Below are 13975 nucleotides of genomic sequence, written 5' to 3' on the forward strand. Positions count from 1 at the left end.
AAGCTGGCCTTCGGGCCAGGTCATGGGAACGTCAGCGCCACCTGGGCGGAGGCGCCGCGGCAGACCGGCTCGCAGCCGGGGCCGTTGGGCCGCGACTCGACGTAGGTGGGGCTGATGTTGCCGGAATAGAGGGTCTCCTCGCCGCGCAGGATCTTCAGGTCGACCGCGGCGGGGCTGCTCGGGATCTGGATGTCCGCGAAGCCGTGCTGCTCGGGCGGAAGAGCGCAGCCGGACTCGCCGATCTGCACGCGGTCGGGGACGTCGCAGGTGAGCGAGGGGCCGGCCTCGCAGGCCTTGAGCGGCAGGGCGCCCTTGCAGGTGACGGGGACGCCGTCGAGCGCGAAGGCGAACGTGTAGTCGCCCGCCGGCCAGCCGGCGTTCGGCTGCAGCTCGATCCGCAGGCCGCCGATGCAGCCCATCTCGGTGCACACCTTACCGCCGCCGCCGGGGCCGGTGGGCTCCACCTGGCCTTTGGAACATGCGCTGAGGAGCAGGCCGACGAGGACGGGGACAGGAGCGCGGAGCCAGAGCATGCCGGAGCTTGGCACGAGTCGCGGCGACACGCACGCCGGCCGAGGCTTTACAGCCGCCGGCCCGGCCCGTAGCCTGCGGGCGTGTCGCCCGTGTTCGCGCTGATCGCCCTGTACGGGCTGGTGTTCGTGCTCCACCTGATCGTGCCGGCCCGCCGCGTGACCGGCTACGTGCGCGACGAGGCCACCGGTGCGCCGCTCCGCTACCGCCTCAACGGGGTGCGGGTGATGGCGTTGACGGTGGCGCTGTACTTCGTGGCGGGGGCGACCGGCCTCGTGCCGTGGGACTGGTTGTACGTCCACCGCGCGGAGACGCTGGCGACTGCGTGTGGGCTGGGGCTCCTGTTCACCCTGGCGATCGTGCTGCCGGCGGCGCCGCGGCGCGGGGTCCTGGCCGATCTGTACCTCGGCCGGCTGGCCAATCCGCAATGGTTGGAGGGCCACATCGACGCCAAGATGTTCCTGTATCTGATCGGGGCGGTGATGCTGCAGCTGAACCTGCTGTCGTTCGCGGCCCATCACCTGCTGCTGTACCCGAACGATCCGTCGCCGGGGGTGCTGCTGCACGTGGCGCTGTTCTCGTTCTTCCTGTGGGAGTACCTCAACTTCGAAGAGGTCCACCTCTACACCTACGACTTCGTGGCCGAGCGCGTCGGCTTCAAGCTCGGGTGGGGCTGCCTGACGTTCTACCCGTTCTTCTACGCGGTCGGGCTGTGGACGACGGCCGCGCTGCCGAACCCGCACACGCCGGGGCCGCTGCTGGGAATGTGCGCGCTGCTGTTCTTCACCGGCTGGACGCTGGCCCGCGGGGCCAACATGCAGAAGTTCTGGTTCAAGACGCAGCCGGAGAAATTGGCGTTCGGCACCATCAAGCCGGAGGTGCTGAGCGACGGCGAGAAGCAGATCCTGGTGAACGGCTTCTGGGGGCTGTCGCGGCACATCAACTATCTCGGCGAGATAGCGATGGCGACGGCGCTGGCGCTGTCGCTCGGCCACCCGGGCGAGCTGGGGCCGTGGCTGTACCCGCTGTATTACCTGGTGCTGCTGGTGCCGCGGCAGATCGACGACGACCGCCGCTGCCGCGCGAAGTACGGGGCGCTGTGGCAGCAATACGAGCGACGGGTGCGCTGGCGGATCGTGCCCGGGGTCTATTGAATCGACCGCGGCGCGGCGCGGCGTCGGCCCGAGCGCCGCGGCCATCAGCGGATGGGCAGACAGGTGCCGGCCGGTAGCCAGCCGTCGGCGTTCGCCGTCAGGTCGCCGAGCTCGCGGCCGCCGAGGGTCACGCGCACGCGCTCGCCGGGCGCCAGTCGATCGAGGGCGCAGGTGGTCCGGCTCGGGACGCAATCGTCGCAGATCGCCGGGCTGGGTATTCGCTCGAAGGCGAGCTCGAGCGCGTCACCGCGGCGGGCGATCTGGCAGGCATACGGTTCGCCGCAGGTGCAGTCGAACTCTGCCCTCAGCTGGTGATGCTCCGACGTGGCGACCACGCACACGCGATCGGGCTGGATCGTGTTCGGCGGGAGCGGCGACGCAGGACGCTCGGGGGCGGCGTTCGGCGGGGAGGCGGCCGGTGGAGAGCTCGCGGTCGCGGGCGGCTCGGTGGTGTCGGGGCGGCACGCGAGGAGCAGCAGGGCGATGAAGGCGGGGCGCATCGCCGACCAAACGCCTGCGACGCGCCCGGCCTACATCCGCGTCGCGGGAGCACGGTCGTCCGCGATCGACCGCTCGGCGCGCGCTCGTCGTGCGCCGAAGTCGACGGCTCCTCGGAGCCGCAATCTCTCGTGCGCGCTCAGGGGCCTGCAGCTGGCCCATGAGCCAGTAAGGGCCGACGCAGGCGGCGTCGAGCGGCGCCTTCAACTGCTTGCGCAGCGCGTCGGTCAGCTGGACCTGGCCGCCGCCGGTGCGCAGCGGCTCGCCGACGCGGGCGACCACCTTGCCGGTGCTGTCGACGATCTCGAGGCGGTCGCCCGTGCGGCGCGCGCCGTAACCCGGCTGCCAGATCAGCAGGTGGCCCGGCTGCTTGCCGTCGGGGCTGACGCGCAGGCAACCGGACTGGTCGATCAAGGTGCCCGAGAGCAGGGCTTCCATGAAGGCGTTGCTGGGCTCGCGAAGCTCCGGCAAAGCGGGGATCGATCCGGCCGATTCGGGGGGCTGCGTGGCGGGCTCGGGGGCGGACGTGGGTGCGGGAGCCGGCGCGGACGCGGGTGCGGGCGCGGGCGCGGCGGGCGTGGCGGGCGTCGGCCCTGCTGTATCGGGGTGGCAAGCGAAGAGGGACAAGCAAAGAGCGAACAGGCGCATCGCCGACCGCACGCCGGCGATGCGCCCGGGCTTACACCCGCGTCGGTGCGGCACTCGATCGCAGGCTCGTCAGGGGGCCACGGATGTTCCACCTCGGGCTTCGCCGTGTGACGCGCGAGGTCGCGGTGGTGCCCCAATGTTCGCAGGGACGATTGGCATGAGGGTGGAATCGGCGAGGCTCCCTGTCTCGCGCGTGTCATGGCAATTTTTCGAGGAGAAGGCCGGTCGACTTCGTGAACACATCGACTGTTTGCTGTGGAGCGGGGCCGAGCCTTGAAGGCCTTTGTGCGGGGCTCGGGTCGGAGAACCCCGCGCGGAGGGGCGTGTGCTCGCATGGAGAGCGTGGGTCGGGACGAGGTTCGGCGGCCTCGTCACGGGGCGATGCGCAGCTCGCCGTCGGGCGCGGGCAGGTCGTCATGCGGAGCGAACGATCGCGGCAGCGCGGCGCGAACACGTCGGCTTGACGCCCGCGATCGGGCCTGGATAGCGTGGCCGACGGGATGGTAGCTATCGTGACGAACTTTGCATTTGGCCGCTTCGCGCGGCTCTGTCTGCTCTTGTCGGTGAGCGGTTGCGTGTGGACGCCGAACAGCCGCACGTCGCACGAATCCAGCGCCGCGATCTCGATGCAGGGCTATTCGGGCGGGTCGGGCTCGACGGTGCGGATCCTGGCGAGGAACTGGGACAGCGGGGCGTTCGACGAGCTGACGACGACGACGGCGAGCACCACCGCGTCGTTCACCGACCCGGAGCTCTACTCGTGGGCCAAGTCGCTGACGCCGCTGGCGAAGTACTGGCGGCCGACGCAGGCCGGTTGCTCGGCGGGGCGCGCCGAGCTGCGCGTGACCATCGATGACGATCCGCTCAAGACGTTCACGACGCCGGCCGGGCAGTGCGCGTTCGATCGCGTCCTCGGCGGCGAGCACCCGGTCTCGGCCGGCAACGCGTGCTCGGACGGCGACGAGGTGATCCTGTTCGACAACAACGGCACCTGCGGGACGGCCGAGACGGGCGGGCTGACGACGGTCCTGGGGCCGATCACGGGCCCTTACAACGGCGCGTCGGTGACGTGGGAGGTCGTCAGCTATCCGGTGCAGGGCAACACGATCTACGGGCTCATCTGTCGCCCGAGCGCGGCCGGGGCGCATCCGGTGCAGATCTTCAACCACGGCGGGTGGTTCGGCCTCGGCTGGGGCAACGAGCCGCAGGGGTGCATGGCGTCGGCGGCGAAGGGATGGGTCGTGGCGATGTCGACCTACCGCGGCGAGCGGCTGTACCTCGGGCCAGGTTATGAGTGGGTCTCGGGCGGCAGCGTCGAGCTGTGCAACGGCGAGGTGACCGACGTGCTGCGACTGACCGATCTGGTGCTGGCCAAGTCGTACGCCGACTCGTCGAAGGTGCTGATGCACGGGCTGTCGCACGGCGGCTGCATCACGACGCGGGCGGTGCAGCGCGGGGCGCCGGTGCAGGCGGCGATCGACGTCGCCGGGCCGAGCGAGTGGGCGTCGCTGCACGCGCTGCTCGGCGGCTGGCTGGTCGGCGAGCTGCCGACCGATCCGGCGACCACGCCGTTCCCCGACTTGATGGAGGATTGGGTCGGCGACCCGGCGTCGGTGCCGCACGCGTACGAGTGGCGCTCGAGCAAGTTCGTCGCCGAGGACCTGGCGGTGCGCACCGACGTCAAGTACCTGCGCATGCAAGGCGTGGCCGACACGATCGTGCCGCCGGGCCACGCGTGCAAGCTCATGAAGGCGGCGTTCGGCGCCTACGGCAGCCAGAGCTGGCACTTCAACAACGCCGCCGGGGTCACCGCGACGGCGCCGGTCGGCTGCACGGCCACCGACGCGAGCCTGTCGTGGCAGAGCGCCGCCAAGCCGACGACGAGCTGGCCGGGCAACCATTACGTGTTCGTCTACGACGCGTTGCCCCACGCGGTGGTGCCCGGCGACGGTACGCCGGTCGCGGTGGTGAACGCGTTCGTGGCCGACTACAACAACTTCGTCAACGCGCTCGGCTGGGGCGTGGTGTACTGATTCGCGTCAGTCCCGGGCGTGGAGGCGGGCGGTCTGCGAGCCCATGAGGGCGACCGCCCGCCGGCGCGGGAACAGGCGCCCGAGGACGAACGCGGCCAGCTTGTTGAGGCCGCCGGGGACGGCGCTCGGCGGGCCGCCCAGCGCCTGCAGGGCCTCGGCGACGACGGCGTCGGGCGTCATGGCGCGCGGGCCGTCGGGGCCGCTCGAGCGCTCGAAGCCGGGTGTCTTGGTGGCGCCGGCGCAGCAGACCAGGACGTCGACGCCGCGCGGGCCGAGCTCGTACCACAGCGCCTCGCCCAGCGAGAGGTTGAAGGCCTTGGTGGCGCCGTAGGTGGCGACCAGCGGCGAGCCCCAGAAGGCGGTGAGCGAGGACATGAGAAGCAGGCCGCCGCGGCCGCGCCGCACGAGGCGCTCGCCGAACACGTGGGCGGCGATCAGCGGGCCGCGGCAATTGACGTCGACGATCTTGAGCTTGTCGGCCAGCGGGACGTCGAGGAACGGGCCGATCCGCGAGAGCGCGGCGTTGTAGACGCAGAGGCCGACGTCGAGGCCGTCGCTGACGCGCGCGAGCTGCTCGGCGAGGTCGGGGGCGGCGAGGTCGAGGGCGGCGGTGCGGACGTCGACGCGGGCGCGCAGCGGGGCGGCGACGGCCTCGAGGGCGTCGGCCCGGCGCGCGAGCAAAAGGAGGTTGAGGCCGCGGTCGGCGAGGCCGCGCGCGAAGGCGGCGCCGAGACCCTCGGAGGCGCCGGCGACGACCGCCCAGGGGCCGTACTTGTGGACGAAGGCGGTGCGATCGGAGGTGCTGGTCACGCGCGCCGAGGAGACCACGCGGGGCCGCCGCGGGCAAGGGGGCCGGAGCAAGCGGTCGGCACGGCTCGCAGGGGTGACGGCAGAGGATGTCTTTCAGGGCATGTCTTGAGAGACATGTCATTGGCTGGAGACGGCCGGGGGCGTCACCGTCAGGCGACCTCCAAGGGTTGCGAACGGAGTCGAGCGCCGACACGACCGCCCGCGGCGCTCAGCGACCTCGCGCGAGCTGAAGTGAGGGTCTGCTCGGGATCGGCGACGGCGGGGCAGAGGTCGCAGTCGGATGTCCTGGGGGACAGGTCGCTGCCGCGAGCGCGGGGGAGCGGGGGCGGTCGAGCGGCCGATCGGACAGCCTGGCTCTCAGGACATGCTTGAGAGGCATGTCCTGAAGCGCGCTCGAGCGTGCGCGCCGCCCTCACCCGGAGATGACGACCAGGGTGAACATCTGCTCGGTGACGCCGCCGTGGCCGTCGTCGACGCTGAGGACCACGGGGTGCTCGCCGATGTCCTCGCTGGTGACCGACCACGACAGGACGTTGCTGACCGGGTCGAGGAGCATGTCGGGCGGGCCGGAGACGATCGCGTAGGTGAGGGCGTCGCCGTCGGGGTCGGTGGCGACGAGCTGGTAGAACCACGCGACGGGCGGGTCGCCGGCAAGGACGGTGCCGGAGATGGCGAGGCCGAACGGGCCGAACAGGCCGGGGTCGTTGGCCGAGGTCAGGGCTGGCCGTCGGGCGCGAACTTGAAGATGTCGGCGGGCGCGGTGCCCTGGCCGTTCTCGTAGTCGGCGGTGTAGATGTTGCCCTCGTTGTCGACGCGCAGCGGCACGGGGAAGGCGTCGTTCGGCTGATCGAAGGTGCCGAGCTTCATGCCGGTGCCGACGTCGTAGCGCACGAGGTCGCCGGCGGCGGCGACGAGCTCGCCGTTGGCGTTGAACTGCAGGCCCTCGAAGTTGCCCGGGTTGCCGGCGCCGCTGAGGGTGGCGATCCACGGGAACTGGGCGAAGTCGTCGAAGTCGGCGACGTGGATGGTGTTGTCGGTCTGGCTGGCGAGGTAGAGCCGACCCTTGCCGTCGAAGGTGATGCCGGTCAGCTGGCCCGCGCCGACCGGCAGCGGGATCTGCTGCGCGAACGCGTAGTCCATCGCGTCGTACTGATTGAGCTTGTCGGTGCCGCCGGTGGCGGTCGTGGTGTAGAGATTGCCGCGCGGGTCGAAGATGACGTTCTCGGTCGCCTCGCTGGCGATCTTGGGGTACACCGCGTATTCGACGCCGTAGTCGCTGAACTCGACGAAGCTGCTGTAACCGGCGACGACGAGGTTGCCGCGCAGATTGAAGGAGGCGCCGTTGGGGCCGTAGGTGTAGAGCGGCGAGTCGACCTCGCTGAACACCGGGTGCGTGAAGGCCTGGATGAACGCGAGGCTGTTGCCGTCGTAGACGCGGATCTCGTCGGTGCGCGAGGAGGCGAGGAAGATCTGGCCGGGGGCGAAGTTGCTTGAACAGCTCCTCGATGACGATCTCGGTGCCGGGCTCGGACTCCACGTCGGCGGTTGATTGACGCCCGGGCCGGTGGTGGTGCTGGTGTCGGTGGCGACGTCGGTGGTGGACGTCGCGTCGCTGGTGCCGGTCATCGTCTCGCCGGCGGTGCCGGTCGGGGCGGTGGTGGTCGGCTCGTCGGTGGTGCTGCCAGTGGTGGTCGTCGTCGGGCTGGTGGTCGTGGTGGTCGCCAGCGTCGCCGAGCCGCCGTCGCTGGTGCGCCCGCCGTCGTCGCCGCAGCCGCCGAGCACCACGCCGAACCACACGAACATGCCGATCTTTCGCGTCACCATCGCCATCCTCCTCCGCGGTCGCGCAGGGTACCGCATCGCGGCGGGCAGCGTCTGCGCAGCGGCTTGCGCGTCTGCAGGCGACGCCTGGGAAGCGCCTAGGACGCGGGCGGCGAGAGGTCGCCGAGCGGGGCGTTCACGAGCCATTTTTCGATGCAGGCGAGCAGCTCGACGAAGCTCTCGGTGGTGAAGCTGGCGAGCACGTGATCCCAGTCGGGGTCGAGAAGGTCGACGCGGAAGGCGGTGCGGTAAAAGCCGGCGTCGAGGTGGAGCTCGCGCCACGGGCTGTCCGGCCCCGGGCGGTACTCGCCGCCGGGCGGGGGCAGCTTGACGAGCCACAGCAGGTCCTCGCTGTCGTTGAAGTCGAGGCTGCCGTCGGGCAGGCGACGGGCGTCCAGGCCGTTCTGTCGCACGGCCCATCCGCCGGGGATCCGCAGGGGGACGAGCTGCCAGTCGGGGCCGACGAGGTCGAGGACGTGCATGCGCCGAGAGTAGGGCATAAGGGCGCGGCAATTCGAGCCGCGCCGCCGGTCGGCGCGGGGGTGCGCGGCGGGCGAATGCGCGACACTGCGTCGGAGGTCCGATGACGCTCATCACGCACGCCTATGCGCGCACGGCCGACGGCGAGCTGCGGACGCTGGACGCGGCGCCGCCGCGCAACGACCTCGCGGGGCCGGAGAGCTGGCGGGTGAAGGTGTACGGCTCGGCCGCCGCGCGGGCGCTGGGGCTGACGCTGCTGCCGACGCTGGCGACGTACGACATCCACGCCGAGGACGAGGACCTCGACGTGCTCGAGCGCGAGGTGCAGGTGCTGCTGGGCAACACGGTCCGCTGGCCGGAGATCGGGCTCGACCAGCTGCGCTTCCGCCTGCTCAACATCCTCGAGGCGGTCCGCCTGGCGCGCGCCGAGGGCGGCGGGGTGTACCTCGGCTGAGGCGAGGGAGTCGATGGTCACCGGTCCAAGGACTGGGTTCACTCAAGCGGTCCATCGGGTCGCCGTCGCTATTCCGGTGTGAATTCCATGAAGCGCCGGCGTCAGGCCACGGGCGTCGCGCGGGGGGGCGGTCAGCACGGTGATTGCAACCACGAGACATGTTTTAATGGACATGTCTTGATGGACATTAGTAACCGAGCGCCGCGCGACGCACGGCTCGAGGTCGTTCGTGGCATGTCCGAAGGGACAGTGTCCGTTCGGACATGGAATGTCATTGCGCGAGGAACCACGGGGTGGCGACGGCCGAGCGGCACTGCCAGTTGAAGCTGCGCATGTGCGGGACCTCGCCGAGGTCGCCGAAGCCGGCGACCAGGTCCTCGGCGGTCTGGCGCAGCTCGGGGTCGGCGGCGCCGTCGTGGTAGTAGGCCATGGCGACGACGTAGGCGCTCTCGCCCCAGTGCTCGTCGTAGTCGTCGACGGCGCCGTTGCCGTCGCCGACGCCCATCCAGTAGAAGGGCTTGCCGTCGGGGTCGAGGCCGTCGCGGGCGATGACACGGCCGAGCTTGACGATCGAGGCGCGCGCGGCGTCGGCCTGGGCGCCGGGCGACTCGGTGGCGTACTGGTCGAGGCCGTCGGCCAGGATGGCGCTGAGCCACGGCGAGCAGCCCCAGAAGCCGAACTCCTCGTCGGCGGCGACGTCGGTGTGGGCGAAGCAGCGGGCGTCGGGATCGTCGTAGCCGGGCGGGTAGCTGGCCTGCACGTCGAGGTAGGCGGTGACCGCCGCGTCGGCGAGGTCGCGGAATTGCTGGGCCTGATCGTCGGAGACGTTCATCGCCCACACGTAGGCGAGCAGGCCGAAGCCGGCGTGGCGCTCGGTCCAGAAGCTGGCGCCGCCCTCGTAGACGGGGTCCCACAGGTCGGCGAAGGCCTCGGCGACGTCCTCGGCGCTCTCGCGGAAGCGGTCGTCGCCCGTCATGAGGTAATGCAGGGCCATGTTCTGCGTATAATAGTACTTGGCGTCGCCGGTCTTGCCGGGCACGCCGATGGCGGTGTCGGGGCCCTGGCCGCTGAGGCCGTCGCGGTAGATGGTGGTCTCGAGGTAGGCGGAGCGCAGGGTCGAGAGGTCGCCGCGGCGGGCGTGGCCGCGCCAGTGGGTGGTGCCGCGATCGTACAGCCAGACGTCGGCGGAGTCGTTGGCGCCGAGGAAGGCCTCGACGTTCCATTCATCGTAGTCGCACTTGTCGGACCAGGCCTGCCCGGGCGTGCCCTCGGCCGCGGCGGCGGTGCCGAGGGGACCGGCGAACCTACTGGTCGTGAGCCACTCGGCCGGCAGCAGGGCCCACACGTTCGGGCCGGTGTCGACGAGGGTGTCGGCGACCGGGACGAGGTTGACCGAGCCGGCGGCAGGGGCGGCATTGAGGGCGACGTCGAGGTCGGTCTCGCCGTCGATCGCCAGGTCGAGCTGGATCTGGACGCTGCGCCAGCTGCCGTCGGGGTGGCGCGCGAGGCCGCGGAGCGCGGTGGCCAGCTCGGTGCCGGCGTGGTGGACCTGGACCTGGGTGTCGTCGGCGAGGACGCCGGGCGCCAGGGGGACCGCGAAGTTGATCCGCTGCTCGCCGGTGACGCCTTCTTGCGGGATCAGGTGGACGACGACGTTGACGGTCTGGCCGCCGGTGGTGGTGTCGCCGGTCTCGGTCTCGTCGGTGGTGTTGGTCGTGGTGGTGACGGGGCCGTCAGTGGGATCCGGGACCGGGCCGTCGGTGGTGTCCGGAGGCTCGCTCGTGGTCGAGGAGGTCGGCGCTGGATCGTCGGTGGCGACCCCGGTGGGCGCGCCGGTGGTCGGGCCCGAATCGGTGGTCGGGTCGGTGCCGGCGGCCGTGTCGGTGGTGTCGCCGGAATCGCCGGGACAGGCGGCACAGAGGCACGCGGCGACGGCGAGGGGCCCCATTGAGGGCAGTCGATTCGCTGGCATCATTGAACGAAAATCTCCGCGCGGCACCGTAGCCGATCACGCGGCGGGGCGCGCGGGGCCATGGGCCCCCGGCGCGGAGGTGCGCGTGAGCGCGCGCTAATCGATCGTATAGGCGGTGCAATACGAGGAGTACAGCGCGCTCTCGCCCGACAGCGGCACGAAGGTGACCGTATTCGGCGCCATCCACGCCGACAGGCCATTGCGCGGCGCGTACCCTCCCGTGTGATACACCGTCCACGCCACGCGCGCCGTGACCGACGGGGGCCAGTTGTACACGCTGCAGCCCTCCGCGCTCATCGTCGACAGGCGGACGCGCGGCTGGAACAGGATCTGCCAGTCGATCGAGCAGCACACCGATTCCGGCGGATCGAGCGACGGTTGGTCGGCCGCGGCGAGGGCGAGCTCCTCGTGGGCCGGCCCCGCGGGCGCGTCGTCGGCGTCTTCAGCGTCTTCGGCGAGCTCGGCGTCCTCGGCCGCGAGCTCGGCCTCCAGCGCGGGGTCGTCACAGCCGGCGATCGCCACGGCGAACAGCCCGGCGAGCGTCGAAGCCCGGGCACGCCGAGCAGATCCGATGAGAAGTAGATGTCGCTGCATGGGTAAACTCCTGAAATCGATGAGTGCAGGGCGCCTGGACCGGCGACACGCGCCGACCCCATGATGACGAGCGCCGTTGTTGGGTAGGTGCTCGGCAGGCGCCAAACAATTGCCGGTGAAGCGTATTTCCGCCGTTGCGCCGCCGGTCGAGCGGGGCTGCGGCGACCGTGCTGGCGCTCAGGGCCCCTGCCTCGACGTTCGCGCCGACCGGCCTCGTTCAGCTCCACAGCACGTGCAAGCGCGGCGAGTGGTCGCGTCCGCGGACTCGGTCTATCTTGCCGCGTATGAAGCTCCACGGATTCTGGCGCAGCACGGCCACCTGGCGGGTGCGGATCGCTCTGGCGTACAAAGGCCTGACCTACGAATACCTGGCGGTCGACCTGCTGACCGGGGCGGGGGCGCAGCACTCGCCCGAGCACCGCCGGCTCAACCCGATGGCGCAGGTGCCCGTGCTGGAGATCGAGGAGGGGCTGTATCTGACGCAGTCGGTCGCCATTTTGGAATACCTCGAGGAGCGCTGGCCGACGCCGCCGCTGCTGCCGCGCGATCCGCTGGCGCGCGCGGGTGCGGCAATTGACGGAGGTGATCAACGCGGGGATCCAGCCGCTGCAGAACACGGGGGTGCAGCGGCACGTGGAGTCGCTCGGGGCCGATTCGAGGGCGTGGATCCACCGGTTCGTCGGCCCGGGGCTGGCGGCGCTCGAGGCGATGACGCGGCCCCTGGCCGGGCGGTTCAGCGTGGGCGACGCGTTGTCGTTCGCCGACTTGGCGCTGGTGCCCTAGCTGGCGTTCGCCCGCCGGTTCGGCGTCGACGTGACGGGGTTGCCGACGCTGCTGCGCGTCGAGGCCAACTGCGTCGAGCTCGATTCTAGAGTGAGCCACGCGGACGTGCAGCCGGACGCGCCGCGGTAATCATGGACATGTTCCACGGGGCATGTCCTCGGGGACATGCTTATTCGGGCATGGCGCGAGGGTCATGCCTGGGCGCGGCGGGCGACGAGGGCGGCGATGCCGTCGAGGACGACGCCGAGGCCGAACTCGAGGCCGTCGCCGTCGCCCGTGCCCGTGCCCGTGCTCAGGACCGCCTGCAGCGCGGGGAAGCGGGCCGGGTCGCGGGCGATGAGGGTCGCGGTGGCGGCCGCCCACTGCGGGCCGGACAGGCTGCGGGCGCGGTTGCTGCGGACGCTGAACTGGGCGGCGCTGCGGACGTGGCCGAGGACGACGAGGAAGGCGCGGTGGCGTTCGGCGGGGGGCAGGCCGGTGTCGGCGAGGGCGGCGAGGGCGGCGTCGGCCCACGCGAGCTCGAGCGGGCCCATGACGCGCAGGCGGTTGGTGGCGGCGAGCGACCAGGGGTGGCGGTGAAACACGGCCCACAGCGCGCGGGCCCAGGCGGCCAGGCGCTCGCGCCAGCCGGGCAGGGCGGCGAGGTCGGGCGGGGGGCCGATGCCGGTGTCGACCATGAGGTCGACGAGCTCGTCCTTGCCCGGGACGTGGCGGTACAGCGCCATGGTGGTGAAGCCGAGCTCGAGGCGACGCGCTGCATCGAGACCGCGTCGAGGCCCTCGGCGTCGGCGACGGCGATGGCGGCGCGGGCGATGCTCTCGGCGCTGAGGCCCGGCCGCGGGCCCCGGGTCGGGCGCAGCCGCTCGCCCCACAGGAGGTCGACGCTGCGCGCCTGCTCGCCGAACGGTTCGGGCGGGCGGCGGGGGCGGAGGCGGGCTTGCGGGCGGGCTTGTTGACGGACACGAGCGGACTGTGTATAGCATACACAAAATTGTGTACGTGATACACAATGAAGGAGAGGCGCGATGATCGGGAGCATCTTGGCGGGCGCGGCGGGGGTAACCGCGGCGTCGCTGGTCGCAGGGCTGGGCTGGCGGCGACGGGCGCAGCGGCGGGCGGCGGAGGGGCTGGCGATCGCCGGGTCCGGGGGGATCGTCGAGGAGGGGTTCGTGCGGATCGGGTCCATCGACCAGTGGATCGGGATCCGCGGCGAGGACCGCACGAACCCCGCGCTGCTGGTGCTGCACGGCGGGCCGGGGGCGCCGTTCTCGATGTTCACGCCGGTGATGCGGGCGTGGAGCGCGACTTCACGATCGTGCAGTGGGACCAGCCGGGGGCCGGCAAGACGTTCGGGCGCAACGGGGCGGGAGGCTGCGCTCCGCTGAGCTTCGCGCGGCTGATCGAGGACGCGGCCCGGGTGGCGGAGCACGTGCGCGCCCGTCTACAGGTGCCGCTGGTGCTGTTGGCAGGCTCGATGGGCAACATGATCGGGGCGCCGCTGGCCCGGCGCCGGCCGGACCTGTTCGCGGCCTACGTGGCGACCGACTTCGGGGTCGGGCGGGACAACGAGGTCGCCTCGTACGCGCAGACGCTGGCGCGCCTGCGCGAGGCGGGGAACCGTCGCGGGGTGGCGGAGCTGGAGGCGATCGGGGCCGAGCCGTGGCGCTGGGACCTGCGAGCGTGGCAGCGCAAGCAGCGATGGCTGCTGAAGACGGACCCGCGCATGCGCGAGGTCGGGCGGACGCTGCTGATGCCGTCGATCTCGACGGCGCCGGGCTACACGCTGCGCGACGTGATCGACCTGCAGCGCGGGATGACATTCTCGGCGGCGCAGCTGTACGCCGAGTTCATCCGCTACGACGTGCGACGCGAGGGGACGCGCTCGAACTGCCGTTCTTCCTGCTGCAGGGCGAGGACGACGTGTTCACGCAGCTCGAGCCGGCGCAGGCTTTCTTCGCCGAGGTGGAGGCGCCGCACAAGGAGCTCGCGACCATCGGCGACGCGGGGCACTTCGCGGCGTTCACCCGGCCGCAGGAATTTTCGAAGGAGCTGCGGGCGCGGGTGCTGCCGCGGGTGGTGCCGGCGGCGAATCAGCGGTGCGCCTGAATGGCGTCAGGGGGTACGCGGATCCGGCCGCGCTGCTGCTGGACGGCGGGCTGCCGGCGACGCGGGACGAATGGCGTCAGCGGGCGCGGGT

16 protein-coding genes and 2 pseudogenes are annotated in these 13975 nt (G+C 71.5%); 9 read left to right on the top strand and 9 right to left on the bottom strand.

Features of this window, described 5'->3' with window-relative positions; translation table 11 throughout:
- Nucleotides 1-20: 20 nt before the first annotated feature.
- Complete coding sequence (locus OV079_RS07045; protein WP_267766981.1) at nt 21-533, bottom strand: hypothetical protein; 513 nt, start codon at nt 531-533, stop codon at nt 21-23.
- A gap of 81 nt (nt 534-614) precedes the next feature.
- Between OV079_RS07045 and OV079_RS07050 the strand changes: the two genes are divergently transcribed.
- The gene (locus OV079_RS07050) at nt 615-1685 is read left to right on the top strand and encodes a phosphatidylethanolamine N-methyltransferase family domain-containing protein (RefSeq protein WP_267766982.1); all 1071 of its coding nucleotides are present in this window, start codon (nt 615-617) and stop codon (nt 1683-1685) included.
- A 44-nt stretch (nt 1686-1729) separates the two neighbouring features.
- Here OV079_RS07050 and OV079_RS07055 read toward each other — a convergent pair whose 3' ends face one another.
- Nucleotides 1730-2185 carry a hypothetical protein gene (locus OV079_RS07055; protein ID WP_267766983.1) on the bottom strand — a complete coding sequence of 152 codons (456 nt, stop codon included), beginning with the start codon at nt 2183-2185 and terminating at the stop codon, nt 1730-1732.
- A gap of 209 nt (nt 2186-2394) precedes the next feature.
- On the opposite strand from OV079_RS07055, the gene OV079_RS07060 reads away from it, so the two are divergent.
- Nucleotides 2395-2520, top strand: coding sequence for a hypothetical protein (locus OV079_RS07060; protein ID WP_267766985.1), 126 nt, complete (start codon nt 2395-2397; stop codon nt 2518-2520).
- Nucleotides 2521-3343: 823 nt separating this feature from the next.
- Nucleotides 3344-4864 (top strand): alpha/beta hydrolase family protein, encoded by a 1521-nt coding sequence (locus OV079_RS55620; protein ID WP_267766986.1) that lies wholly within the window; start codon nt 3344-3346, stop codon nt 4862-4864.
- Between the two features lie 6 nt (nt 4865-4870).
- Here OV079_RS55620 and OV079_RS07070 read toward each other — a convergent pair whose 3' ends face one another.
- The 4 genes from OV079_RS07070 to OV079_RS07085 form a co-directional block, all read right to left on the bottom strand.
- Entirely contained in the window at nt 4871-5674 is an 804-nt protein-coding gene (locus OV079_RS07070; protein ID WP_267766987.1) for an SDR family NAD(P)-dependent oxidoreductase, read from the bottom strand.
- A gap of 412 nt (nt 5675-6086) precedes the next feature.
- Entirely contained in the window at nt 6087-6230 is a 144-nt protein-coding gene (locus OV079_RS07075) for a hypothetical protein (protein ID WP_267766988.1), read from the bottom strand.
- A gap of 158 nt (nt 6231-6388) precedes the next feature.
- Nucleotides 6389-7498, bottom strand: a complete 1110-nt coding sequence (locus tag OV079_RS07080; RefSeq protein WP_267766989.1) for an NHL repeat-containing protein — start codon at nt 7496-7498, stop codon at nt 6389-6391.
- Between the two features lie 95 nt (nt 7499-7593).
- Nucleotides 7594-7977, bottom strand: coding sequence for a hypothetical protein (locus OV079_RS07085; RefSeq protein ID WP_267766990.1), 384 nt, complete (start codon nt 7975-7977; stop codon nt 7594-7596).
- A 101-nt stretch (nt 7978-8078) separates the two neighbouring features.
- On the opposite strand from OV079_RS07085, the gene OV079_RS07090 reads away from it, so the two are divergent.
- Nucleotides 8079-8429: a hypothetical protein gene (locus OV079_RS07090; RefSeq protein ID WP_267766991.1), complete on the top strand. Its 351-nt coding sequence runs from the start codon at nt 8079-8081 to the stop codon at nt 8427-8429.
- A 271-nt stretch (nt 8430-8700) separates the two neighbouring features.
- Here OV079_RS07090 and OV079_RS07095 read toward each other — a convergent pair whose 3' ends face one another.
- Nucleotides 8701-10377, bottom strand: a complete 1677-nt coding sequence (locus tag OV079_RS07095; RefSeq protein WP_267766992.1) for a hypothetical protein — start codon at nt 10375-10377, stop codon at nt 8701-8703.
- A gap of 120 nt (nt 10378-10497) precedes the next feature.
- Nucleotides 10498-10995: a hypothetical protein gene (locus OV079_RS07100; protein ID WP_267766993.1), complete on the bottom strand. Its 498-nt coding sequence runs from the start codon at nt 10993-10995 to the stop codon at nt 10498-10500.
- 284 nt (nt 10996-11279) lie between these two features.
- Between OV079_RS07100 and OV079_RS57370 the strand changes: the two are divergent.
- A pseudogene (locus tag OV079_RS57370) lies at nt 11280-11465 on the top strand (glutathione S-transferase N-terminal domain-containing protein); the annotation flags it as partial.
- Nucleotides 11466-11559: 94 nt separating this feature from the next.
- Nucleotides 11560-11778, top strand: coding sequence for a glutathione S-transferase family protein (locus OV079_RS53645; RefSeq protein WP_276602623.1), 219 nt, complete (start codon nt 11560-11562; stop codon nt 11776-11778).
- A 191-nt stretch (nt 11779-11969) separates the two neighbouring features.
- On the opposite strand, the gene OV079_RS07110 is transcribed toward OV079_RS53645, so the two are convergent.
- On the bottom strand, nt 11970-12503 hold the full coding sequence (locus OV079_RS07110) for a TetR/AcrR family transcriptional regulator C-terminal domain-containing protein (protein ID WP_267766994.1): 534 nt from the start codon (nt 12501-12503) through the stop codon (nt 11970-11972).
- Nucleotides 12504-12803: 300 nt separating this feature from the next.
- On the opposite strand from OV079_RS07110, the gene OV079_RS07115 reads away from it, so the two are divergent.
- The 3 genes and pseudogenes from OV079_RS07115 to OV079_RS07120 all read left to right on the top strand — a co-directional run bounded on the left by OV079_RS07115 (nt 12804) and on the right by OV079_RS07120 (nt 13884).
- Nucleotides 12804-13163 carry a hypothetical protein gene (locus OV079_RS07115; protein ID WP_267766996.1) on the top strand — a complete coding sequence of 120 codons (360 nt, stop codon included), beginning with the start codon at nt 12804-12806 and terminating at the stop codon, nt 13161-13163.
- Nucleotides 13094-13261, top strand: a pseudogene (locus OV079_RS57375) (alpha/beta fold hydrolase); the annotation flags it as partial. The gene OV079_RS07115 and the pseudogene OV079_RS57375, both read left to right, overlap by 70 nt.
- A 437-nt stretch (nt 13262-13698) precedes the next feature.
- The gene (locus OV079_RS07120; RefSeq protein ID WP_267766997.1) at nt 13699-13884 is read left to right on the top strand and encodes a hypothetical protein; all 186 of its coding nucleotides are present in this window, start codon (nt 13699-13701) and stop codon (nt 13882-13884) included.
- The last annotated feature ends 91 nt before the right edge of the window (nt 13885-13975 follow it).

The sequence above is a fragment of the Nannocystis pusilla genome (genome assembly GCF_026626665.1).
GTDB lineage: Bacteria > Myxococcota_A > Polyangia > Nannocystales > Nannocystaceae > Nannocystis > Nannocystis pusilla.